This window comes from Sphingopyxis sp. 22461, from assembly GCF_052044915.1.
Taxonomy (GTDB): domain Bacteria; phylum Pseudomonadota; class Alphaproteobacteria; order Sphingomonadales; family Sphingomonadaceae; genus Sphingopyxis.
The window spans coordinates 42,897-67,317 of record NZ_JBQENY010000008.1; the positions used below are offsets into that span (position 1 = coordinate 42,897).

Annotated in this window: 17 protein-coding genes; 9 read left to right on the top strand and 8 right to left on the bottom strand. The window is 64.7% G+C overall.

All coding sequences use genetic code 11. The annotated features are described in order from the left end of the window. Positions 1 to 35 precede the first annotated feature (35 nt). Positions 36 to 1,448 carry a type I glutamate--ammonia ligase gene (gene glnA / locus ACTJI5_RS14290; protein ID WP_056368135.1) on the top strand — a complete coding sequence of 471 codons (1,413 nt, stop codon included), beginning with the start codon at positions 36 to 38 and terminating at the stop codon, positions 1,446 to 1,448. Between the two features lie 66 nt (positions 1,449 to 1,514). Here the strand turns inward: glnA and ACTJI5_RS14295 are convergent, their stop codons facing one another. Continuing rightward, on the bottom strand, positions 1,515 to 2,165 hold the full coding sequence (locus tag ACTJI5_RS14295; RefSeq protein ID WP_440860793.1) for a hypothetical protein: 651 nt from the start codon (positions 2,163 to 2,165) through the stop codon (positions 1,515 to 1,517). Positions 2,166 to 2,170: 5 nt separating this feature from the next. Beyond that, positions 2,171 to 2,383: a helix-turn-helix transcriptional regulator gene (locus ACTJI5_RS14300; protein WP_058537802.1), complete on the bottom strand. Its 213-nt coding sequence runs from the start codon at positions 2,381 to 2,383 to the stop codon at positions 2,171 to 2,173. A 146-nt stretch (positions 2,384 to 2,529) separates the two neighbouring features. Between ACTJI5_RS14300 and ACTJI5_RS14305 the strand changes: the two genes are divergently transcribed. The 6 genes from ACTJI5_RS14305 to argJ all read left to right on the top strand — a co-directional run bounded on the left by ACTJI5_RS14305 (position 2,530) and on the right by argJ (position 9,672). Then, the gene (locus ACTJI5_RS14305; RefSeq protein WP_440860794.1) at positions 2,530 to 3,048 is read left to right on the top strand and encodes a hypothetical protein; all 519 of its coding nucleotides are present in this window, start codon (positions 2,530 to 2,532) and stop codon (positions 3,046 to 3,048) included. Positions 3,049 to 3,153: 105 nt separating this feature from the next. Further along, entirely contained in the window at positions 3,154 to 4,638 is a 1,485-nt protein-coding gene (locus ACTJI5_RS14310; RefSeq protein ID WP_058537800.1) for a PQQ-dependent sugar dehydrogenase, read from the top strand. Positions 4,639 to 4,690: 52 nt separating this feature from the next. Further along, complete coding sequence (locus ACTJI5_RS14315; RefSeq protein WP_439512402.1) at positions 4,691 to 5,302, top strand: flavodoxin family protein; 612 nt, start codon at positions 4,691 to 4,693, stop codon at positions 5,300 to 5,302. 146 nt (positions 5,303 to 5,448) lie between these two features. Continuing rightward, positions 5,449 to 6,759: a M20/M25/M40 family metallo-hydrolase gene (locus ACTJI5_RS14320; RefSeq protein WP_439512403.1), complete on the top strand. Its 1,311-nt coding sequence runs from the start codon at positions 5,449 to 5,451 to the stop codon at positions 6,757 to 6,759. Positions 6,760 to 6,854: 95 nt separating this feature from the next. Beyond that, entirely contained in the window at positions 6,855 to 8,288 is a 1,434-nt protein-coding gene (locus tag ACTJI5_RS14325; protein WP_440860795.1) for an aldehyde dehydrogenase family protein, read from the top strand. A gap of 157 nt (positions 8,289 to 8,445) precedes the next feature. Beyond that, positions 8,446 to 9,672 (top strand): bifunctional glutamate N-acetyltransferase/amino-acid acetyltransferase ArgJ, encoded by a 1,227-nt coding sequence (gene argJ / locus ACTJI5_RS14330; protein ID WP_440860796.1) that lies wholly within the window; start codon positions 8,446 to 8,448, stop codon positions 9,670 to 9,672. A gap of 101 nt (positions 9,673 to 9,773) precedes the next feature. Here argJ and ACTJI5_RS14335 read toward each other — a convergent pair whose 3' ends face one another. Genes ACTJI5_RS14335 through ACTJI5_RS14355 form a run of 5 tightly spaced genes read right to left on the bottom strand, consistent with a single transcriptional unit; the run spans position 9,774 to position 19,582 of the window. Beyond that, positions 9,774 to 11,816: a glycoside hydrolase family 97 protein gene (locus ACTJI5_RS14335; RefSeq protein WP_440860797.1), complete on the bottom strand. Its 2,043-nt coding sequence runs from the start codon at positions 11,814 to 11,816 to the stop codon at positions 9,774 to 9,776. After that, positions 11,816 to 13,456, bottom strand: coding sequence for an alpha-amylase family glycosyl hydrolase (locus tag ACTJI5_RS14340; protein ID WP_440860798.1), 1,641 nt, complete (start codon positions 13,454 to 13,456; stop codon positions 11,816 to 11,818). The genes ACTJI5_RS14335 and ACTJI5_RS14340 overlap by 1 nt, the downstream gene beginning before the upstream one ends. A 17-nt stretch (positions 13,457 to 13,473) precedes the next feature. Then, on the bottom strand, positions 13,474 to 15,267 hold the full coding sequence (locus tag ACTJI5_RS14345; RefSeq protein WP_440860799.1) for an alpha-amylase family glycosyl hydrolase: 1,794 nt from the start codon (positions 15,265 to 15,267) through the stop codon (positions 13,474 to 13,476). Further along, positions 15,264 to 16,772 (bottom strand): tryptophan halogenase family protein, encoded by a 1,509-nt coding sequence (locus tag ACTJI5_RS14350; RefSeq protein WP_440860800.1) that lies wholly within the window; start codon positions 16,770 to 16,772, stop codon positions 15,264 to 15,266. Before ACTJI5_RS14350 ends, ACTJI5_RS14345 begins: the two co-directional genes overlap by 4 nt. 59 nt (positions 16,773 to 16,831) lie before the next feature. Beyond that, positions 16,832 to 19,582, bottom strand: coding sequence for a TonB-dependent receptor (locus ACTJI5_RS14355; RefSeq protein WP_440860801.1), 2,751 nt, complete (start codon positions 19,580 to 19,582; stop codon positions 16,832 to 16,834). A gap of 317 nt (positions 19,583 to 19,899) precedes the next feature. Here ACTJI5_RS14355 and ACTJI5_RS14360 point away from each other — a divergent pair, with 317 nt between their 5' ends. Together ACTJI5_RS14360 and ACTJI5_RS14365 are read left to right on the top strand one after the other, a co-directional pair. Then, the gene (locus ACTJI5_RS14360; protein ID WP_440860802.1) at positions 19,900 to 20,934 is read left to right on the top strand and encodes a LacI family DNA-binding transcriptional regulator; all 1,035 of its coding nucleotides are present in this window, start codon (positions 19,900 to 19,902) and stop codon (positions 20,932 to 20,934) included. 245 nt (positions 20,935 to 21,179) lie between these two features. Next, a complete protein-coding gene (locus ACTJI5_RS14365) occupies positions 21,180 to 22,685 on the top strand; it encodes an MFS transporter (RefSeq protein WP_440860803.1) in 1,506 nt (501 codons plus the stop codon). A 10-nt stretch (positions 22,686 to 22,695) separates the two neighbouring features. Here the strand turns inward: ACTJI5_RS14365 and ACTJI5_RS14370 are convergent, their stop codons facing one another. Beyond that, on the bottom strand, positions 22,696 to 24,396 hold the full coding sequence (locus tag ACTJI5_RS14370; RefSeq protein WP_440860804.1) for a sulfatase-like hydrolase/transferase: 1,701 nt from the start codon (positions 24,394 to 24,396) through the stop codon (positions 22,696 to 22,698). Positions 24,397 to 24,421: the final 25 nt, after the last annotated feature.

A 24,421-nucleotide genomic window follows, 5' to 3' on the forward strand; every position in this document is an offset into this window, starting at 1 on the left:
ACGCCGGACCATTTCGCAAGAAGGAAGCATAGACGATGGCTACGAAGCCCAAGGATATCATCGCGCGGATCAAGGAAAACGACATCGAGTGGGTCGACCTGCGCTTCACCGACCCCAAGGGCAAGTGGCAGCATTTGACGATGGTCGCCTCGGTCCTCGGCGAGGACGAACTCGAAGACGGCCTGATGTTCGACGGCTCGTCGATCGAAGGCTGGAAGGCGATCAACGAGTCGGACATGATCCTGAAGCCCGATCTCGACGCCGTCTATGACGATCCCTTCTCGGCCACCCCGATGCTTGTGATCTTCTGCGACATCGTCGAGCCGTCGACCGGCGAAGGCTATGCCCGCGACCCGCGCACGACCGCGAAGCGCGCCGAGGCCTATGTCGCCTCGACCGGCATCGGCGACACCGTCTATGTCGGCCCCGAAGCCGAATTCTTCATGTTCGACGACGTGCGTTTCGAAACCGGCTATAACAAGTCGGGCTTCGAGATCGACGATATCGAACTGCCGACGAACACCGGCCGCAGCTATGAGGGCGGCAACCTCGCGCACCGTCCGCGCGCCAAGGGCGGTTATTTCCCCGTCGCGCCGGTCGACAGCGCCGTCGACATCCGCGCCGAAATGGTCTCGACCATGCTCGAACTCGGCCTGCCGTGCGACAAGCATCACCATGAAGTCGCCGCGGCGCAGCACGAGCTTGGCCTGACCTTCGGCACGCTGACCGAAACCGCCGACCGCATGCAGATCTACAAATATGTCGTGCACCAGGTCGCGCATGCTTACGGCAAGACCGCGACCTTCATGCCGAAGCCGATCAAGGACGATAACGGCAGCGGCATGCACACCCACATCTCGATCTGGGAAAAGGGCAAGCCGCTCTTCGCCGGCAACGGCTATGCCGGCCTTTCGGACATGTGCCTCTATTTCATCGGCGGCGTCGTCAAGCATGCCAAGGCATTGAACGCCTTCACCAACCCGACGACGAACAGCTACAAGCGCCTCGTCCCCGGCTTCGAAGCGCCGGTGCTGCTCGCTTATTCGAGCCGCAACCGTTCGGCCTCGTGCCGCATCCCGTACGGCGCGGGCGCCAAGTCGAAGCGCGTCGAGTTCCGTTTCCCCGACGCGATGGCGAACCCCTATCTCTGCTATTCGGCGCTGCTGATGGCGGGCCTCGACGGCATCCAGAACAAGATCCACCCGGGCGACCCGATGGACAAGAATCTGTACGACCTGCCGCCCGAGGAACTGAGCGAAGTCCCGACCGTCTGCGCGTCCTTGCGCGAAGCGCTCGACAGCCTGCTCGCCGACCACGACTTCCTGCTCAAGGGCGACGTGTTCTCGAAGGATCAGATCGAAGCCTATGTCGAGCTGAAGTGGGACGAAGTCTATCGTTTCGAACAGACCCCGAGCCCGGTCGAGTTCGATATGTACTACAGCGCCTGATCCAACAGGGTCAGACCGCCTAAGGGAGGGCGTCCGGTTCGGGGGAACCGGGCGCCCTTTTTCGTATCAGCGCGTCATCATACCGCGCCGCCCGATCGCGACGAAGGCGCCAAGGAGCATCATCGCTGCGAGCGTCGAGACGACGTCGATCGGGGTCAGCGTTACGCCCCAGCCGAGAAAATCGGCGGCCGCCCACATAGTGAGCAGCGCCCAGCTGAGGCAAAACGCCCAGAAACAGCCTTCGAGCCCCAGTTGATGGTTGAGTTCGTCGAAATCGTTCCGCCAGCGCCACGATGCAATCGCGCCGCCGGAGAAGGCAATCAGCAACAAACCCATGGCGACGCCGGGCGGGACAGGTCCAGCAGCGAAACCGGGGCCGCGCGCCAGCGCCAGCAAGACGAGCACCAAGCCGATCGCCGCCATCGTCACGGTCGATCGGATCATACCCCGCCGTTCGTCGCGCAGTTCGTCGGCGTCGCCGACATTCAGCATGGCCGCGCCGGCTCGCGGTGCTGCGAGGCCGAAGCCGACGAGCGCGGCCATCAGCGCATAGACGACGCCCACGGCGCCCAGCGCGAGGCGCGAGGGCCCCATCGCATCGAGCAGGTCCGATCCTGCAGCGGCCAGCAGGGCCGCCATCGCGGCGCCGCCCATGAATGCACCACCCAGCATCCGCATCGCCGATCGTTTCCACGTTGCGGGCTGGTTCTCGGTCATGCTGTTCATCCTTCAATCTCCGGTGTCCAATGATCGATAAACAGTTCGCGCACCTCGAGCCCGAACAGGCGGGCCATGCGAAGCGCAAGCGGCAGGCTGGGGTCGTATTTGTCGGTTTCGACCGCATTGATCGTCTGACGCGACACGCCGAGCCGGCGGGCCAGTTCGCCCTGGCTCCACGCCGCCTTCTCCCGATATTCGCGAACCCGATTTTCCAACAGCCGACGCCCCTCCTGTAAAGAGTTCTTTACATAACACCAGCTGGGCTGTCAAACATTCTTTACAGCCCTCAATCCTTCGCGATTACGCTTTGGTAAGCCGTGCGTGCTAAGAGGAGGCCTGTCTTTTCCGGGGGAAATGCTCGATGTTTCGCATGATAATTCCGATTGCCGCGATGCTGCTGGCGACCGGCTGCGGCAAGATGGCCGAACTGGTGAACCAGACGCGGACCGTCGCGGCGCCGCGCGAACAGGTGTTCGCCAAGATGTTCGGCAACGACAGCGCCTTCACCGGCCTGCCGCTCGTCACCAACGGCGGGTCGACGCGCCTCTACGAACTTGTCGTGCAAAAGGGCGAGCCCGGGTTCGAACAAATGGTGCCCGACGAGCGGCCCGATGCGTATAAGGTAAAAATTGCGGTCGCGATGGAAATCCCGCGCGAAGCGCATCTGATCTACAGCGTCGACGACGGGGCGCTGACGACGGGGCTGAAATTCACGTTCGACGAAATGGCGCCCGATCGCACCAAGGTCGCCTTCACGATCGACGATCTGACGGGACATGGGTCGAAAGGACTTATGGTCAACCGCTCCGCGCTGCAGAAGATCGCCCGCGACGCGCTCGACAAGCTCGACGATTTCGAAGAGGTCAAAGAACCCGCCTGAGGCGGCAGCGTTCCAACAACATTGAAAACCGGCGGACTTGCGGTCGCCGCCGGCGAATGGCAGGTTGCATTTTGGGTGGGCTCAATCGCGAAAAGGCTATTTGCCATGCGGATGCGCGTCCTTGCTGCCCTCACCCCCTTGATCCTGGCCTCGTGCGGCGGCGGCGGAAGTGGCGGCGGCGGCACCCCGCCTGCTGCGAACGTCCCGCCGACTTTCACCTCGCTCCAGACCGCCAGCGTGACCGAAAACACCGCCGCCGCCTATCAGGCGACCGCGAGCGATCCCAACGGCGACGCGCTGACCTTTGCGATCGACGGCGGCGCTGACGCGGCGCTGTTTTCGATCACGGCCGCCGGCGCACTGCGCTTCAACAGCGCGCCCGATTACGACCTGCCCGGCGATGCCAATGGCGACAATGTCTATACGGTCCAGCTCCGCGTCAGCGACGCCAGCGCCAGTGCGACGCAAACGGTCAACATCACCGTCACCAACAGCCGCGAGGGCATCGCTGTCGCGCGCGTCGGCACCGGTTTCAGCCAGCCAACCTATGTTCTCGGCATTCCGGGCAGCAGCGACGTCTATGTGCTGGAAAAGGCCGGCAGGGTCTATCGCCTGAATCCCTCGACCGGCGTGAAGACATTGCGCTTCACGGTCGGCGATCTCTCGATCGACGGAGAGCGCGGATTGCTGAGCATGGCGCTGCTACCGAATCCGGCGAATTCCGATCGCTTCATGATCTATTGCACCAATGCCGCGGGCGATATCGAGATTCGCGAATATGGAACCCTCTCCGGAACACCGCAAATATTGGCGAGACTCACGATACCGCATCCCGGTGCGAATAATCATAATGGCGGTTCGATGGTCTTCGGTCCCGACGGTTTTCTCTATGTCGGGGTGGGCGACGGCGGCGGCGCGGGCGATCCCGGCAACAATGCCCAGAACCCCAATTCACGGCTCGGCAAGATATTGCGGATCAGGGTCGTCGAAGATCCCTATGCGGGTGCGTCGCCGACCTTTTTCACCCCGGCGCCCGGCAACCCCTATATCGGCGGGGGTGGCGATCCGTACGTCTATGCACTTGGCCTCCGCAATCCGTTCCGTACCTCCTTCTCGGGCTCGGCGCTGATCATCGGCGACGTTGGGCAAGGCGCGGTCGAAGAAATCGACCTGGTGACGACCACCGCGCCGGGGCTGAACTTCGGCTGGCGCTTCAAGGAAGGGACCCAGCCTTTCACCGGCACGGCACCCGGCGGGCTCACCGACCCGGTCGCCGAATATGGCCATGGCAGCGGTCCGCGGCAGGGCAATTCGATCACCGGCGGCTATGTCTATCGCGGCCCGGTGACGTCCTTGCAGGGTCAATATGTCTTCGCCGATTTCGTCTCGGGCAATATCTGGTCGGTGCCTTTCGCCAGCCTCGTCCCCGGCCAGACGCTCGCCTCCTCGCGCTTCGCGCGGCGGAACGAGGATTTTGCACCCGACGCCGGGACGCTGAATTCGATCGCCTCGTTCGGCGAGGACAGCGCGGGCAACCTCTTCCTCATCAGCATCGGCGGCGATATTTTCATGGTCCGCCCCGGAACCTGAGCGGGTTCCCGGCTATTTCCTTGCGGGGGGTGCCAGCCCGCAAGGAAATGACATGCCTGCTCCCCTGACTGCCGCCGCCATCAACTGCTCGCTTTCGGCCAAGGGCCGAGCCAGTTCGACCGACGCAATGATCGCGGTGCTCGCCGAACATTTCGCCGCGCTGGACGTGACGGTCGCCGACCCGATCCGGATCGCCGCGCACAACGTCAAATGGGGCGTGACCTCAAACCAGGGGCCAGACGACGACTGGCCGAAAATTCGCGAGCAGATCCTTGCCGCCGATATCTTGATCTTCGGCACCCCGATCTGGATGGGGCAGGCGTCGAGCGTCGCAAAGCTCGTGATGGAGCGCATGGACGCGTTTCTGAGCGAGACCGACGATGCGGGCCGGATGCCGAGCTATTCGAAGGTCGCGGTCGCGGCGATTGTCGGCAACGAGGATGGCGCGCACAATGTCTCGGCGCAAATCTTCCAGGCGCTGAACGATGTCGGCTGGACGATCCCCGCGGTCGCCGCCTGCTATTGGGTCGGCGAGGCGATGGGATCGACCGACTTCAAGGACCTCGAGCATCGCCCGCGCAAGGTCACCGAAACCGCGAAGATGGTCGCCGCCAACGCGGCGCATCTTGCAAGATTGCTCAAGCAGGCACCCTATCCCGGCTGAGCGCTTGCGCCCGGGTCGCAAGCGAGGCACAAACCATCCCGTCGCCCCCCGCGAAGGCGGGGGCCGCTATCGGCCTTGAGCCACGTCTCCAGCGGCCCCCGCCTTCGCGGGGGCGACGACTTGTAACGCACGGGCCGGAGTCCCCCATGAAATCACTGCCCTTTGCCGCCCTCATCGCCTTTCAACTCGCGCTCGCCCCGACGGCTCAGGCGAAGCTCGGCAAGGCCGAAAGCGCGATGGCAAAGACGGTCACAGCGGAACAGGGCCGCAACCTCGCGCTGCTCGAAAAGCTCGTCAATCAGAACAGCGGCTCGCTCAATCTCGAAGGCGTCGAGAAGGTCGGGCAAATGATGCGCGCCGAACTCGAACCGCTCGGTTTCAAGGTCGAATGGAAGCCGATGCGCGACACCGGCCGTGCGGGCCATCTGATCGCGACGCATGTCGGCAAACCCGATGCCAAGCGGCTGCTGCTGATCGCGCATCTCGACACGGTCTTCGAACCCGACTCGCCCTTCCAGAAGTTCGTCCGCAAAGGCGATATGGGCCAAGGCCCCGGCGCGGGCGACGACAAGGGCGGGATGGTCGTCATCGTCGCGGCGCTGCGCGCGATGCAGGCGGCCGGGACGCTGAAGGATGCCAATATCGAAATCCACATGACCGGCGACGAAGAAGATTCGGGCACCCCGATCGAGAAGGCGCGCGCCGACCTGATCGCCGCGGGCAAGCGCAGCGACGTCGCGCTCGATTTCGAGGGGCTCGTGCGGGATAATGGTGCCGACATGGGATCGGTCGCGCGGCGCTCGTCGGATAGCTGGACGGTGACCGCGACGGGCAAGAGCGCGCACAGCTCGGGCATCTTCAGCGCCGCGGCAGGCGACGGCGCGATCTATGAGCTCACGCGCATCGTCCACCGTTTCCGCACCGAGCTGCCCGAGCCGAACCTGACCTTCAACGTCGGGCTGATCGCGGGCGGGCAGCAGGCCGATCTCGACGCGGGCGGCATTCGCGCGACGGTGACCGGCAAGACCAACATCATCGCACCCGTAGCGGTCGCGCGCGGCGACCTGCGTGCGCTGTCGCCCGAACAGATCGCGCGCGTGAAGGCGAAGATGACGGCGATCGTCGCCGAACATGCCCCCGGCACCGATGCCAAGATCGCCTTCGATCCGGGCGGCTATCCCTCGATGGCGCCGACCGACGGCAACCGCGCCTTGCTCGCGAAACTCAACGGCGTGAACCGCGACCTCGGGCTCGCCGAAATGGCGCCGCTCGATCCGCTGAAGCGCGGCGCGGGCGACATCAGCTTCGTCGCCGCCGATGTCGACGGGCTCGCGGGACTCGGGCCGTACAGCACCGGCGACCATGCCCCGGGCGAAGCCGTCGACATCCCCAGCATCGCGCGCCAAGCGACGCGCGCTGCCATCCTGATGTCACGCCTTTCTGCTGAAAAACGCTGACCTGCCGCAATTGGCAGTTGGCCTTTGCTTGATTCATCCGCCACAGTGATTAGGTAGCAATCCGAGACGGATTCACCGCCGATGGGAGACAGGACATGAGCACCGAAACGCACCTCAAACAGAATTACATCGGCGGCCGCTGGGTCGACAGCAAGGGCGGCAAGCCGCACGACGTCATCAACCCGGCGACTGAAGAAGCGGCCTCGACGATCGTCCTCGGCACCGCCGCCGACGTCGACGATGCCGTCGCCGCGGCGCGCGAAGCGCTGAAGAGCTGGTCGCAGACGACGCGCGAGGAACGGCTCGACCTGCTGAACCGCATCGTCGAGGAATATAAGAAGCGCGCACCCGACCTCGCCAAGTCGATGGCGAGTGAAATGGGCGCGCCGGTCAGCTTCGCGGGCACCGCGCAGGTCGGCGCGGGCATCGGCGGCTTCCTCGGCACCATCGCGGCCTTGAAGGATTTCAGCTTCACCGAGAAATATCCGGCCGGGATCCTCGCCTATGAACCGATCGGCGTCGTCGGCATGATCACGCCGTGGAACTGGCCGCTCAACCAGATCGCGTTGAAGGTCGCCCCCGCGCTTGCCGGCGGCAACACGATGGTGCTGAAACCGTCGGAAGAATGCCCCGGCAACGCGACGATCTTTGCCGAGATCCTCGACGCCGCGGGCGTGCCGCCGGGCGTCTTCAACCTCGTCCAGGGCGACGGCCCGACCGTCGGCAACGCGATCAGCGCGCACCCCGGCATCGAAATGGTGAGCTTCACCGGATCGACCCGCGCGGGCATCCTCGTCGCCAAGGCGGCGGCCGACACGGTGAAGCGCGTCCATCAGGAACTCGGCGGCAAGTCGCCGAACATCGTCCTGCCCGACGCCGATTTCGCCGCCGTGCTGCCGCCGACGGTGCAGGGCGTGCTCGTCAACACCGGTCAGAGCTGCATCGCCCCGACGCGGATCCTTGTCCAGAAGGACCGCGAGGCCGAGGCGGCCGGCTTCATCAAGGCGATGTTCGACGGCACTTCGGTCGGCGATCCGCAGGCCGAGGGTGGCCACATCGGCCCCGTCGTCAACAAGGCGCAGTTCGACAAGATCCAGGGCCTGATCCAGTCGGCGATCGACGAAGGTGCGACGCTGGAGACGGGCGGCACCGGCCTGCCGAGCAACGTCAACCGCGGCTATTACATCAAGCCGACGGTGTTCTCGGGCGTCACGCGCGACATGCGGATCGCCAACGAGGAAATCTTCGGCCCGGTCGCGACGATCATGGCCTATGGCGACCTCGACGAAGCGGTCGATATCGCCAATGACACCGAATATGGCCTGTCGGCGGTGATCTCGGGCGATCCGGCGAAGGCCGCCGGCCTGGCGCCGAAGCTGCGCGCCGGCATGGTCGCGGTCAACGCGTGGGGCCCCGGCCCGGGCGCGGCGTTCGGTGGCTACAAGGCGTCGGGCAACGGCCGCGAAGGCGGTCTGTTCGGCCTCAAGGATTTCATGGAAGTGAAGTCGATCAGCGGCATTCCGGGCTGATCTTCCCCCCTCCCGCTTGCGGGAGGGGTCGGAGGTGGGCCAGCAACGTCGCCATGCCCACCCCGCTGCGACTAATGAGCAAGCTCGCAAGTCTCACTGCCCCTCCCGTTTACGGGAGGGGTTTTGCTTTGGGCGAACTGCGATTAAGCGCGTCCCCATGACCACCCGCTCGCCGCTCGCCCCCGACTCATTCCCGGCCCTCCCCGACATCGCCGGGGTCACGCGCCGCGTCGCGCGCGCGCAGTACAAGAATTGGGACCGCTGCGACCTCACCTATGTCGAGCTAACCCCCGGCACCACCGTCGCGGGGGTGTTCACGCGCAATGTGTGCTGCTCGTCCGAAGTCGAGCTCGGCCGCGAACAGGTCAAGGGCGGCACCGGCCGCGCGCTGATCGTCAACGCGGGCAACAGCAACGCCTTCACCGGCTATCGCGGGCGCGAAGCGGTCGAGCAGATCATGGAACAGGTCGCGGGGCATATCGGTTGCGAGCCGAGCGAAGTCTTCGTCAGCTCGACCGGCGTCATCGGCGTGCCCTTGCCCAAGGACAAGGCGCGCGCCGGGGTCGAGGCCGCGCTCACCGCCGAGCCCTGCTCGTGGGAAGCCGCCGCCGACACCATCGGCACCACCGACACCTTCGCCAAGGGCTCGGGCGCGAGCGCGATCGTCGGTGGCACGTCCGTCCATGTCGCGGGCATCGTCAAGGGATCGGGCATGATCGCGCCCGACATGGCGACGATGCTCGGCTATATCTTCACCGACGCCGCGGTCGCTCCCGCGCTGTTGCAGGCGATGCTCAGCGAGGCGACCGGCGGTAGCTTCAACAGCATCACCGTCGACAGCGACACCTCGACCAGCGACACGGTGCTGCTCTTCGCGACCGGGCAAGCGGGCAACGCCGTGCTAACCACGCGCGACGATCCGGGCGCCGACGCGCTCTATGCCGCGATCCGCGAGGTCGCGCTCGACCTTGCACAACAGGTCGTGCGCGACGGCGAAGGCGCGTCGAAGTTCATCGAGATACAGGTGACCGGCGCCATCAGCGATGTCAGTGCCAAGCGCGTCGCGCTCGCGATTGCCAATTCGCCGCTGGTCAAGACCGCGATCGCGGGTGAGGACGCGAACTGGGGCCGCGTAGTGATGGCGGTGGGCAAGGCGGGCGAACCCGCCGACCGCGACCGTCTCGCAATCCGCTTCGGCGATCATTGGGTGGCGAAGGACGGGCTACCCGTCGATGGCTATGACGAAGCGCCGGTTGCGGCGCACCTCAAAGGTCAAAACATCCGCGTCGGCGCCGACCTGGGGCTCGGCGAAGGCCGCGCGACCGTTTGGACGTGCGATCTCACCCACGGATATATCAGCATCAACGCCGACTATCGGAGCTGATGATCGCCTCCAATAGTGTCCTACACGGCTCTAAGTTTGTGAATTTATCCGAGTTTGTATCCTGCCGCTGTGCGCCGCTGCCTGACCGTGCGACGCCTTCATCAGTCCCGTGAAAGCCGCATCGCGACGCCCCCGCCCGGTGCGAGCCAGAGCTTGTAGCTGTCGCCCTTCTTCACCTTGATTCTGTCATAGGCGATGCGGTGCCGCGCGTCGGTCAGATAGGTGGCGCCCTCGCCATCCTTCCAGATCGTGGCGGTATAGGTTTTCCCCGGTTCGAGGAAATCGAAGCGCAGCGTCAGCGTGCGTTCGGTTGCGTCGTTGACCCCGCCGACATACCAGTCGGCGCTGCGGCGGTCCTTGCGCGCGAAGATCGCATAATCGCCAACTTCGCCCGCGATCAGGCGGCTTTCGGACCAGTCGGCGGGGACCGCCTTGATGAACTCCAGCTCGCGCGGATGCGCTTCCAGATTCTCGACGAAATCGGCCGCCATCTGGATCGGCGAATAGATGGCGAGGTAAAGCCCGAGCTGCTTTGCCAGCGTCGAGGCGAGCGGCGCCTTGTTCGCGCCCTCGAGGCTCAGCACGCCGGGGGTGAAGTCCATTGGCCCCGACAGCATGCGCGTATAGACGAGCGTCGGTTCATGGTCCGGGCCGTTCGCGAAGGCGCCCCACGCGTTATACTCCATGCCGCGCGCCCCTTCACGGGCGACCCAATTGGGATAGGTACGACGCAGGCCCGTATCCTTGATCGGTTCGTGCGGATTGACCGCAACATGATATTTCGCCGCTGTCTCGACCACCTTGAGATGATGCTGCACCTGACGCTGGCCGTCGTGCCATTCCATCGCGGTGGCCCCGGGCGTGGCACCCGGCGCGATGATCCCGCCAGCGTCGGCGACATAACCGGTCTTCACCGTCCCGACGCCGAGCTGGCCATAGAGCTTCATCGCATCGTCGAGCTGCGCCTCATAGACCGCGATATTGCCGCCGGTTTCATGGTGGCCGATCAGCTGCACGCCCTTTTTGCGCGCATAGTCGGTCACCGCCTTCAGGTCGAAATCGGGGGTCGCCTCGGTAAAGCTGAACTCGTCGCCATGGCCGAACCAGTTGCCGTTCCAGCCCTTGTTCCACCCTTCGACCAATACGCCGCCAAAGCCGTGCTTCGCCGCGAAGTCGATATATTGCTTCGTCCGCTCGGTCGTCGCGCCATGCTTGGGCCCCTCGGCCCAGCTCCAGTCGCCGCGGATCATCCCCCACCAGATGCCGATATATTTCATCGGCTTGAACCAGCTGACATCGCCGAGCTTGTTCGGTTCGTTGAGGTTGAGTTCGAGGTCGCTTTCGACCAGCCCCGCCGCATTGTCGGCGATGCGGATCGTGCGCCACGGCGTCGCGAACGGCAGGTCGCGGATGACGCGCGCGCCCTTCGAGGATGGCGACAGCGTCGCGCGGAACTTTTGTCCCTCGGCGCGCTTGAACCACATGCCGGCATAGTCGACGAGGGCGGCTTCGTGGAACGCGAGGTGCGTGCCGTCGTCGAGGCGCATCGTGATCGGCGTGTGTGCCGTCGCGACCGCGTCTATCGGCGTTTTTTGATAGATTTGCTCGTAGCGGTTCCACTCGCCGCCGGTGATCCACCACGCGGTACCTTTGGGCGCGATGTCGAATTCGGTGATTTCGTCGACGATCTTCGCGGTCGGGAGGCCCGCCTGTTCGGGCAGTTCGTAACGGAAGCCGATGCCGTCGTCGAACAGGCGGAAGCGCACGTTCATCGCATGGCCGCCCCAGCTCTTGTCCTGGCGGAAGCGGACGAGCAGCTCATTGTGCCGGTCGCGCACGAAGCGGCGCTCGCCCCACGGCTGTTCCCAGCGCGTGTCGCCGCTCGCGCGCTCGACGCTTTCGATCGTGAAGCCGCGTTGCAGGGCGATGCGGTCGGCGAGGATGAAGCCGAGCTTCGACGGCGCGATCAACAGCTTGCCCCTCCGCGACAGCGACCAGGTCGGCCGCTGGTCATTGTCGGTCGAAACCGTCAGCACGATGGCGCCGTCGGGCGACGATGCCGTCTGCTCGGGCCGCGTGTCCTGCGCGAAGGCGGGCACCGCTGCCACGGCGAGCAGCGGGAGGGCGGCGAACAGGCTACGCATCAATTTGTTCCTTCGAGTTTCAGCCAGAGAGCGCCGCACGGCGGCAGATGCGCCGGACCGGCGCCGTTCAGTGCGACGACCGGAACGCCGCCCGCCGCATGGCCAGCGACATCGATCGTCCCGCCGCCAAGATTGAAGATGCAGCGGATATGCTCGCCGTCCGCGATCCGGTCGAACACGAGCAGGTCGCCCTCGGCAATCCAGCGCGCGTCGCGGCCGAGCCGCAGCGCCGGGTGCGCGGCGCGCAGCGCGATCAGATGGCGCGTGAGGTTGAGCAGCGAAGCGGGATCACCCTGCTGCCGGTCGACCGCGAGCGCGCCGTGCGTCGAGCCGAGCGGCAACCACGGATCGGCGCTCGAAAAGCCCGCATGATTTTCGCCCGCCGCCCACGGCAGCGGCGTGCGCGCGCCATCGCGCGACAACGTCAGCGGCCAGTTCTTGAGCGCCTCGGGATCCTTCACCAGCTCGAACGGGATCTCGACCTGATCGAGCCCCAGTTCCTCGCCATTATAGAGGATGATGTTGCCACGCAGCGCGCAGAGCAGCGCCATCTTCATCCGCGCATAGGCCGCCGGATCGACGCCTTCGGGGGTCCAGCGCGACAGTGCGCGCGGCGCGTCGTGATTCTCAAAGGCCCAGCTCGGCCAGCCGAGCCCCGGCGCATCGGGCCATTGTTCGGCCGCCTCGCGCACCAGTTGCGGCGTCAGCCGGTCGGCATAGAGAAAGTCGAAGCCATAGGCGCTGTTCAGCCGGCTCTCGCCCGCGGTGAACAGCTTCATCTCGCGCACCGCATCGTCGCCGCCGACTTCGGCAACGGTGAAGCTGCCCGGATATTGATCGGTCAGCGCGCGGATTCGTTCGAGGAAGAGCGGGATGTCGGGGTGCGACTGGTTATGGATTTTCTGCTGGAAATCGAACGGACGGGTGCGGACCTTGTTCGACGGCGGCGCGGGCGGATTGTCGCGAAACTCGGGGTCGTGCATCGAGAAGTTGATCGCATCGATGCGAAAGCCATCGACGCCGCGGTCGAGCCAGAAACGCACAACGCCGAGCAGCGCGTCCTGCACCTCCGGGTTATGGACGTTGAGCTGCGGCTGCGAGCCCAGGAAATTATGCATATAATATTGGCCGCGCCGCGCGTCCCACGTCCACGCCGGGCCGCCGAACACCGACTGCCAGTTGGTCGGCGGCGACCCGTCGGGCTTCGCATCGGCCCAGACATACCAGTCGGCCTTGTCATTGTCCTTGCTCGCGCGGCTTTCGGCGAACCAGGCGTGACGATCGGATGTGTGGGCGAACACAAGGTCGGTCGTGACCTTCAGCCCCAGCGCATGCGCGCGCTGGATCAGCGCGTCGAAATCGGCGAGCGTGCCGAAAATCGGGTCGACGCCCTCATAATCGGCGATGTCATAACCGAAATCGTCCATCGGCGAGGGGTAGAAGGGCGACAGCCAGATCGCATCGACGCCGAGCGCGGCGACATAGTCGAGCCGCGCGGTGATGCCGGCGAGGTCGCCGATCCCGTCGCCGTTCGAATCGGCAAAGCTGCGCGGATAGATCTGATAGATCGCCGCGCCCTTCCACCACGGCGCCTCTGCGGCGGCGGGCAAGCTGACATTCTGGACGAGGGGCTGGGTCATTATGGCGTGGTCTTCGCTTATTCGCTGGCCTGGCAGATGATCGTGCCAAAGGCGGGGAGAGAAAGATGGATGCTGCCCGGCGCGGCGGGGCTTGCCGGACAGTCACCGTGGAGCGCGGTAAAGCCCGCGCTTTTCATATCGATGGCAATATTCGCCGACAGCGGCGCCGCCGACGTGTTGAACGCGAGCAGCACTTCGCGGCCGGTGTCGGGATCGAAGCGCGATACCGCAAGCAATCCGGGCTTTTCAGAGAAGGCGCGAACCTTTGTCGCGCCGCGCGTCAGCGCGGGCGTCTTGCGCCGGATTTCGGACAGCGCCGCGATATGGCGATAGAGCGGATGCGCGGGGTCGAAACTGGCCGTCGCGGTCGTCGCGTCGCTGCCGATCAGGTCATTGTCGTTATACGCCGCGACCTTCGAGGCGAACATGTCCTCGCGCGCGAGTTGATCCTTGTCGTCCGACACGAACCCCTGCTCGTCGCCATAATAGATCGTCGGCACCCCGCGCAGCGTCAGCAGCATCGAATGGCCGAGCATCACGCGCTGGAGCAGCTCGACTTCGCTTGCCTTCGGGTTTGCCGCCTTCACGAACATCGCGAAACGGCCCATGTCATGGTTGCCAAGGAAGGTCGGCAGCTGTTGCGCCGCCCCTGCCCCGCCCTTGTAGAGCGCGTCGCCGTCGAACAGCCGCGCGAATTCGCCGGTGCCCTTGGTGCCGCTTACCGCATCGATCGCGGCGCGTGCGAAACCGAAATCAAGCACCGCGGGCAAGCCTGCTGCGTGCGTGTACCAGGCGAGCGCCCCCGGATCGACCGCATCGACATAGACTTCACCGAAGATGTGGAAATTGGGAATGCCGCGCGCCTTCGCGCGCGCCTGCATCGCGGGGACGAAGGCCTGCCAGAATTCGGGGTTCACATGCTTCGCCGTGTCGATGCGGAAGCCGTCGATCCCGAATTCGTCGATCCAGCGGCCATAGATTTCGATGAAGCCCTGCACGACGCGCGGATGCTCGGTCGCTAGATCGTCGAGCCCGGCAAAGTCGCCATAGAGCGAAGATTCGCCGACCCAGTCGCTGTTGCCGCGATTGTGGTAATAGATCGGATCGTTGAGCCACGCGGGCACCTTCACCCGCTCCTCGCCCTTCGGCACGACAGGCGTGTAGGCGAAAGCCGGATCGGTCAGCTTTTTCCAGTTGTCGGCATCGGCGACCTGATCGCCCGCGAAGCCCGGATTGATCGGCGCGCCGCCCGTGCCGCCGCGACGCGAGAAGGGATAATCGGCGAGGCTGCGATAGCGGAAGCCTCCGTCTGCGCCCTCCTTGTAGGTGATCACATCGGCGGTGTGGTTGGCGATGATGTCCATATAGACCTTCATCCCCCGCGCATGCGCCGCGTCGACAAACGCCTTGAATTCGGCATTGGTGCCGAAATGCGGGTCGACCTGCGTGAAATCGGTGACCCAATAGCCGTGATAGCCCGCGCTTTCGTCGCCCTTCGCCCCCTGCACAGGCTTGTTCTTGAAGATCGGGGCGAACCAGATCGCGGTCGTCCCCAGCCCCTGGATATAGTCGAGCCGCCTAGTGAGCCCCGCAAGGTCGCCGCCGTGGAAAAAGCCCTTCGCGGTGGGGTCATAGCCGGTCTGGAGCCGGTCGCCCTTCAGCCCGCCGCGGTCATTCTTCGGATCGCCATTTTCGAAGCGGTCGGGAAGGACGAAATAGATGATCTCATCCTCGGGCGGCCGCTGGCGATAATCCTCGGCGGGCGCGGCACCCGCCAGACTCAGCGCGAGGATCGAAGCGAACAGGCTCATGCGGGCACTCCTGCCGCGCAATGCTGCGCGATAAAGTCTTCGTGGGTCGGCAGATGCGAAGCGGTGCGCGCGACGATCGTCTCGATGTCGGCAAAAAAGCCCGCCAGTTCGTCATGCGTGAGCTGGTCGGCCATCGGATGATAGCTGCCGGGCATGATATTCTGCCCCGTCAGCACCTGAAACCAGCCGATCTCGATGAACAATTCGTCGCCTTCGCGAACAACTTGGCCCTGACTCTGAAACAGCGCGATCTTTTGGGCGAGCGTCTCGGGAATGCCCATCTCGCGGCACCGGATCCAGAAGGGCGCGTCGGTGCGCTGGTTGGCGTGATAGTGGAGGATGACGAAGTCGCGGATGCGTTCGTAGTCGAAGCGGACGCGCCGATTATAGGCATCGATATTGGCGGCATCGAAATCGCGATCGGGAAAATGCGCGAGCAGCTTGGCGATGCCGTTCTGGATCAGGTGGATGCTGGTCGATTCAAGCGGTTCGAGGAATCCCGAGGCGAGGCCCAGCGCGACGACATTGCCATTCCACGCCTGCTTGCGCATGCCGGTGCGGAAGCGCAGCGTCCGTGGTTCTGCGAGCGGCCGCCCTTCGATATTGGCGAGCAGGATCGCGGTCGCCTCATCCTCGCTGATGAAGTCGCTGCAAAAGACATGGCCGTTGCCCGTCCGGTGCTGGAGCGGGATGCGCCATTGCCAGCCGGCTTTGTGCGCGATCGCCTGCGTATAGGGCCGCGCCGGGCCGGCATTTTCGCTCGGCACCGCGATCGCGCGGTCGCAGGGAAGCCAGTGCGTCCAGTCCTCAAAGCCGGTTTCGAGCGCCTCCTCGATCAGCAGCGCGCGGAAACCCGAACAGTCGATGAAGAGTTCGCCTTCGATTGCGGTGCCATCTTCCAGCACGACGGCTTCGACATGGCCGCTTTCGCCACCCCGCCGGACGCTGGCGATCTTGCCTTCGGTCCGTTCGACCCCGGCGGCTTCGGAAACCTTGCGCAGATAGGCCGCATAGAGCGCGGCGTCGAAATGGAAGGCGTAAGCGATGCCGTCGAGGCTGGTGTTCGGGATTTGCGGCAGTCGCGCGAAGCGGTTCTGCCGCCCCGCGGTTTCGTTCAGCGAATAATCGCCAAGCCGGCCCGCGACGCCTTCGTTCCGGCCGCGGAGCCAATATTGCTGGAACGGCAGCATGCCGAGGCTGCGCCCGATCTGCCCGAAGGCGTGCATGTAGGTGTCGCCGATCCGGCCCCAGTCGTGAAACTGGATGCCGAGCTTGAACGTCCCGCGCGTCTCGCGGATGAACTCATTCTCGTCGATGCCGATCAGCGCATTGAACAGGCGGATCGCGGGGATGGTCGCCTCACCGACCCCAACGGTGCCGATCTCGTCGCTTTCGACGAGCCGGATCGACAGGTTGTCCATCGTGCGCGAGAGCGCCGCGGCGGCCATCCAGCCTGCGGTTCCGCCGCCGACGATCACCACCTTCGTGATGCGACTGTCGCCCACCCTGTTCCTTCCTCTCGTCCGGAAGCGGGCCGACCTTGCAGGCCAGCCCGCTCATTCCGTCAGAACTTGTAAGTGATACCGGCCATGAAGTTGCGACCATAATTCTGATAGTCGCGGATCTGGCGCGGGTCGTTGTTGTAATAAGTTACGAACGGCTCGTTGGTCAGGTTCGACGCCTGGAGCAGGACACCCAGCCCTTCGAGCGCGCCGCTCTGGAAGGTATAGCCGACCTGCGCGTCGACGACGAACTCGCTCTTCGCCATGAACATGTCGCGCGCGAGGCTGATCGTCGACACTTCGGCGAGGAATTTCGAGCGGTAGCGGCCCGACGCGCGCACCTGGAAGCCGTCCTTTTCGAAATAGGCGGTTCCGTTGATGACCCATTTCGACAGGCCGGGCATCGAGATCGCATCCTCCGTACCTTCGCGCACGCGGCTCTTGGTATAGGAGGCGCTGCCCAGAACCCCGAAGCCGTCGAGCGCCTGGGTGAAGTTCGCGAAGGGCAGCGAGAAGGAGGCCTCGGCGCCGTAGACGCGACCGGCATTGCCGTTCAGCCACTGCTTGCTGAGCCCGGCCCGTGTTCCGGCCGTTCCGCCGTCGGGAACCTCGAAGTCGGTAAAGTCGAACGGATTGATCTGACGGTAGATGTAATTTTCGAGATATTTGTAGAAACCGCCGACCGAGACATAGCCGCCCTGCCCGAAATATTTCTCGAGCCCGATATCGACCGTGTCGGCCATCAGCGGACGCAGCTTCGCATTGCCGAGGTCGAGCGACCAGGGCGAGGCGTTGACGTCGGTGTTGTTGCGCTTCGACGTGTCGAAATTGACGCCGCCGCCGGGCTTCAGCTGGTCCATGCGCGCGCGCGCCAGCACGCGCGCGGCACCGAAGCGCAGGAAGCTATTGTCGGCGAATTCGATCGACAAATTGATGCTCGGCAGGATGTCGGTATATTTGTCGCCGTCGGTGACCGGCGTCGACTGGGTGACGCCGCCGACGACCTGCGCATAGAAGCTCGATCCCGTCTGGTCCGAATGAATGACCTGGACGCCGACGTTGCCGCGGATCGGGGTGCTTCCCGCATCGGCGTCGAAATTTGCCTGCACAAAGCCCGTCAGTATCTTTTCGTGGATCGTATAATCGTTGAACACGCGCGCCGGGTCGAAGCCCGCGCCGTCGGTCAGATTATAATTGCCGTCATTGTAGAAACGCCAGCTGTCGAACGCGACCATGCCTGGGATGCCGATGAAGTCGAGCGACACCGGGTCATAGAGATAATCGGCGGGCACCGGGGTGTTCGCGGGATAATTTTTGCTCGTCAGCACGAAGCCGCGGTCGTCGAGGCTCTTCTTGCGGTCCGAATAATTGGCGCCGACGCGGATGCTGCTGAGCACGCCGTCGAGTTCCTGCGTCGCCTGCAGGCGCAGCGATTTCAGCTGGTCCTTGACGCGCGGCGTGTTGACGAAGCCGTCCTGGCAGTTGGCAACCGCGCCGCCGCAGCTGTTCCAGCCCTGCGGATCGGTGATCACGAACAAATTGGGATCGGAATAGTCGAGCGACGGGTCGAACATGATCCCGCCGTTCGGGCGCATCTCGAAGCCGAGCGCGGTTTCGCGCGCGCCGACGCCCGCGCCGCGGCCGGTGCCGAGATAGATTTCGAGATTTTCCTCGGTCTTCTTGATCCGCGAATAGCCAAGGTCGAGTTCAAGCGTCAGTTTCTCATTGGGCTTGAACTGCGTGTTCCAGCCGCCCGCGATGATCGTCGAGTTGCGGTGGACGACGTCGTTGCGCATCACCGCCTCGGTGCCCGTCCAGACGCCCTTCGTCACCAGACCGTCCTCGATCGTGAAGCCGGGCTGGAGCGTCGAATTGCCCCAGAAGAGCGGAAACTCGATGCCGCGCAGGCGCTGTTCGTCCTTGAACTTCGACCAATAGCCGTCGATCGTCGTGTGGAACTTGTCGCTCGGTTCCCATTCGACGACCGCCATCACGCCGTCGCGCTTCAGCTCATTCGATTTCACATAGGGCTTGGCGCCGCCGATGACGAAAGCGGTGTTCGTGCCGTCGGTCGCTTCGGGATAGCCCCACGCGTTGAACCGTTCCTCGGCGGTCGGCGACTGCATGCGCGCGTAACCGATTGCCCAGCCGAGCGTACCGTCGGCATTCTGATCGATATAGGAGATGTTGGCGCGGTAGCCCTTGTTCGAAATATCGGGGTTGAGCTTGCCGAGGTCGTTAACCTCGAAGCGCGCACCGGCGGCGATCGTGCGCTTGCCATAAGCGAGCGGCCGCACCGTGCGCATGTCGATCGTGCCGCCGATCGCCTGCCCGATCAGCGAGGCGTCGGGGGTCTTGTAGACGATGGCACCGTTCAGCAGTTCGGACGGATATTGGTCGAGCTCGACGCCGCGGTTGTTGCTCGCCGAAACCTGTTCGCGGCCGTTGAGCAGGGTCGTGGTGAAATCGGGGGCGAGGCCGCGGATCGACACGACATTGGCGCGGCCGTCGAGGCGCTGCGTCGCAAGGCCCGGCAGGCGCGACAGCGATTCGGCGATCGATAGGTCGGGCAGCTTGCCGATGTCTTCGGCCGAAACGACCTCGACGATCGAGGTGCTGTTCTTCTTCGCCTGGACCGAATTGGCGATCGCGCTGCGGATACCGCTGACGATGATTTCGCCGTCGGCCGGCGCCTCGTCGACCGGCGCGGTGCTCGCGTCCTGCGCCATCGCGGCGCCGGGCAGCACGGCGGTCAAGGCAAGGCCAAGCGCGATAGCGCTGGCACCGCGGCGAAGATTGGTCGGCATGGTCATATGTGGCTCCCCTGGCACGGACGGGTGGTCTTGCCCATGCATCGGGAGGGGAACGCGTGGCGTCCGTCAGGCTCCTCTCCGGCACGTGGGCTTTCCCATCTTGAGCCGCGCAATTGAAACCAATCACGCCGCGCCGCCATAGGGTATACGTATACGCATAATATGCAGCGCTGCGCCCTGTCGCAGAAATGCAACGCTTTCGGGGCCGAAAACTGCGGGACTCGGCCCCATGCAATTTCTTGGCATCCACCGGACCAATCGCTACTCTGCGGTGCGAGCGGCGGCCACCTGGAAGGCCGCGGCGCCGGGAGAGAGACATGGGGCGCCAGCCCTCGGCCAAGCCGACGAGTTTCGACATCGCCTATCTGGCGGGCGTCTCGCAGCCGACGGTGTCGCGCGCGTTGCGCGGCAGCAAATCGGTCAGCGCCGCGACCCGCGCCAACATTCAGCGCATCGCGCAGGAACTCAACTACACCGTCGACAAGAACGCCTCGAGCCTGCGCTCGCAGCGCACCCACACGCTCGCTTTGCTCTTCTTCGAGGACCCGAACCCCGACGAATCGATGATCAACCCCTTCTTCCTGTCGATGCTGGGGTCGATCACGCGCGAATGCGCGCGGCGCGGCTATGATCTGCTGATCAGTTTCCAGCAGATGCACAATGACTGGCACGTCACCTATCAGGACAGCCACCGGTCCGACGGCATCATCCTGCTCGGCTATGGCGATTATCAGCTCTACCTCACCAAGCTCGAGCATCTGGTCGAGATGGGGACCAAGTTCGTGCGCTGGGGATCGGTGTCCGACGACGGGATCGGGCTGACCGTCGGATCGGACAATGTCGGCGCGGGCGAGCAGGCGGGCGCGCATCTGGTCGAGATCGGGCGGCGGCGCATCGCCTTCCTTGGCGACGCGTCGGACCATGCGCCCGAATTCCAAGATCGCTACAACGGCCTCTGCCGCGCAATGCGCGCCGCGGGCCTCGAACCCGATCCGGCGCTGCAACGCGATGCGGTGTCGTCCGAGGATTCGGGCTATGCTGCCGCGCGGTCGCTGATCGAAAGCGGCCAGCGTTTCGACGCCGTTTTCGCCGCGAGCGACCTGATCGCGATCGGCGCGATGCGCGCGCTGACCGAAGCGGGACTACGGCTGCCGCACGACGTCGCGATCATCGGCTTCGACGACATCCCCGCCGCCAGCCTGACCACACCGACGCTGACCACGCTGATGCAGGATATGAAGGGCGCGGGAAGCTTGCTCGTCGACGCGCTGCTCGCACGCATCGACGACCGCCCGGTCGAACAGCGGATATTGCCGGCCCGGCTGATCCGGCGCCAGAGCACGGCCGTCTAGCTTACCCTTCGTCATCCCGGACTTGATCCGGGATCCCGCGTTTTGAGGCATCGGCTGGCTCCGACCTCAAGCGGGACCCCGGATCAAGTCCGGGGTGACGATAGTGCTGGAGTCCGCAATCCGCCGAACGCCGCCTCTTCACGTATTCGTATACGTAACCGCCCCGCGCTTGCTCTCTTCCCCGCTCGCTGCAACACCCCGACGCAACGGAAGCCGCGACCGACGGCCCCGACGGGAGACGCATGATGGAAAAACCGAAGCAGGGCTTTGCCGGCCTATGGAATATCAGCTTCGGCTTTTTCGGCATCCAGATCGGCTTCGCGCTGCAAAATGCGAATATGAGCCGGATATTCCAGTCGCTGGGCGAGGATATCGAACGCCTCCCCGGCCTGTGGGTCGCGGCGCCGCTGACCGGGCTGCTCGTCCAGCCGATCGTCGGGCATATGAGCGACCGGACATGGCTCGGCCGGCTCGGACGCCGCCGTCCTTATTTCCTCGCCGGTGCGATCCTCGCCGCGATCGCGCTGTTCGTGATGCCCGAAAGCCCGGCGATCTGGTTCGCCGCGATGATGCTGTGGATTCTCGACGCCTCGCTCAACATCTCGATGGAGCCTTTCCGTGCCTTCGTCGGCGACATGCTGCGCAAGGACCAGCACAGCGTCGGCTATGCGGTGCAGACCGCCTTCATCGGCGCGGGCGCCGTCGTCGGGTCGCTGTTTCCTTCGCTGATGGAGGCGATGGGCGTCGCGAACGTCGCACCGGCGGGGCAGATCCCCGATACCGTCCGCTATGCCTTCTGGTTCGGAGGGATCGCGCTGTTCCTCGCGGTGCTGTGGACCGTCGTCACAACGGGCGAATATAGCCCCGAACAGATGGCGGCCTTCGAACGCGCCGCACCCGACGCGGGTCAGGCCAGCCGCGCGCTCGCGTCGCGTGGCTATGGCGGCGGCCTCATCTGGGCCGCCGCGGGCCTCCTCGTCCTGTTCGTCCAGCAGCATTTCGCACTGCTTCGCGAAGTGCTGCTGCTCGGCGCGCTGCTCATCGGCTACGGCCTCGCGAGCATCGCCGCAATCGCGCTGGCGCGCCGGGGGAACGACCGCAACATGCTGTCGAGCATCGTCGGCGATTTCGCCGGCATGCCGCCGCTGATGAAGCGGCTCGCGCTCGTCCAGTTTTTCAGCTGGTCGGCGCTGTTCATCATGTGGATCAACACCACCCCGATCGTCGCCCAATATCATTTCGGGACGACCGATGCTGCGAGCGCCGCCTATCAGGACGCCGGCAACTGGGTCGGCCAATTGTTCGCCATCTACAACGGCGTCGCCGCAGTCGCGGCGCTGACCTTGCTCCCCTGGCTTGCACGTCGTCTTGGACAGGCGCGCACGCATATGGTCGGCCTCGCGTGCGGCGCGGCGGGATATGCCAGCTTCTTCCTGCTGCGCGATCCCATGCAGCTGATCGTCAGCGAAATCTTCATCGGCATTTTCTGGGCTTCGGTCCTCGCCATGCCCTATGCGATCCTCGCCTCCAGCCTGCCGCAAGCGAAGCTCGGCATCTATATGGGGCTTTTCAACGTCTTCGTCGTCGTCCCGCAATTGCTCGTGGCGACGGTGATGGGCTCGATCATGAAAGCCCTGTTTCCGGGGGAGCCCATCTATACGATGGCCTTCGCCGCCTTTGCCCTGCTGCTGGCAATCGCTGCGATGACCCGCGTCGACCCGCCAGCCCGCGCCGAAGCCAGCCAAGGCTGAGAATCCTCGCTCAGCCCGGCCAAGGCCGATTATATGTCTCGGTCGGCCCGGGATATTCGCTGCCATCGTCCGTTCCGACCTCGCGCGCGATCAGCGCGTTCACCATCGCATTGAGCCGCGTCATGTTGCGTCGCTGCTCGGGCCGCGCGGCGAGATTGACGATCTCGTCGGGATCGGCTTGCGTGTCGTAGAGTTCGAGGTCGTTGTTCGCCGACAATTCGGCCCAGTTTTGCGGGTGCTGGTGATGCGCAGGCGCGAAATAGCGCGCGAACTTCCAGCGGCCGTCATGCACGCCGCGGTGCAGCCGGCGTCGCGACAGGTCGAAACGGTCGGTGAAGGGAGCCGTCGCGGGCTGTCCCGCCTTCGGCGCCCAGCCATAGGCCACGGCATAGTTGAACAAATGCCCCCTGACGTCGCGTTCGGTGCGCGCATTGGCGTCGGTCAATAACGGCGTCACGTCGACGCCGGGCAGATCGGGATAATGCTCCTTCCGCCAGCCGACATCCTTCCCGCCCAGCGCGAGCAGGGTCGGCGCGATGTCCACCGCGCTCATCAGGCGGCGCGAGCGGCGCCCGCCCGCGGCATCGGGATGGACGATGATCATCGGCACATTGGTCTCTTCGCGGTAGATCGTGCCGCCCTTTTGCCGCATGCCGTGCGCGCCCGCGCGTTCGCCATGGTCGGCGGTATAGACGATGATCGTGTTCTCGAGCTGGCCGCTCGTCTCGAGCGCCCACAGCAACTGGCCGATCCGCCGGTCGACGTCGCGGATGCAGTTGTAATAATAATTGCGGAAACGGCGCCACGACGCTTCGTCGCCATGATCCAGCGCGCCATAGGTGCGGACGTTCGACGCGGCGATGCCGCGATGCGCCTCAGGCTTGCCGCTCAAATCGTCGCGATAAAAGCTCGCGGGCAGCTCGAAGCCATTATCCTCGGCATAGAGCGGGTCGCCCGGTTCGCGGCGGAGCGGCCCCAGCAGATAGGGATGCGCGCGTGTCTCGGTTTGCTTGCCCGTCGCATCATAAAACATGATGTCGTGCGGGTTGAGCAGGCCGACGACCATGAACCATGGCTTGCCCGCCGCCTTGTCGCGCTCCTTGAAATCGAGGATGCTGCGCGAGGCGTCGGCGGCGATATATTGGTCGTGCCGATACCCGTCCCACGTCAGGCCGACCGCCTCGCCATCGAAGCCGTAATCGTCGAAACCATATTCTTCCATGGCCTTTTCGGTGGCGGGATAAATCATGCCCGACACCTGGTTCCAGTTCCGCTTTTCGTTGATCGGCGAAAGGTGCCATTTGCCCTTGTAGCTGGTATAATAGCCCGCCGACCGCATCATATGCCCCAGCGTCGGCAGGTCGGTCGGCAGCACCGGATCGTCGGCACCGCTCGAGTTCAGATAGATGCCCGTACGCTGCGTATGATGCCCGGTGAAGATCGTCGAGCGCGACGGGCTGCACGGCGTCGTCTGGACATGGTAATTTTCGACGAGCAGGCCGCGCGCCATCAACTCGCGGTGCCCCGGCAGCTTTTCGAGCAATCCGGGCGGGAAGCTCGCGATACTCTGCTCCTGATCGGTGACGATCATCAGGATGTTGAGCTTGCGCCCGTCCGCCGCGGACACGCTGGCCCGCGCGCCCGACGCCGCGAGCGCCCCGGCGCCGCCCAGCCCGCCTACGAATGTCCGGCGGTCAACAGTCCAAACCATCTCGGGGCCTTTCCGTGTCCAATCG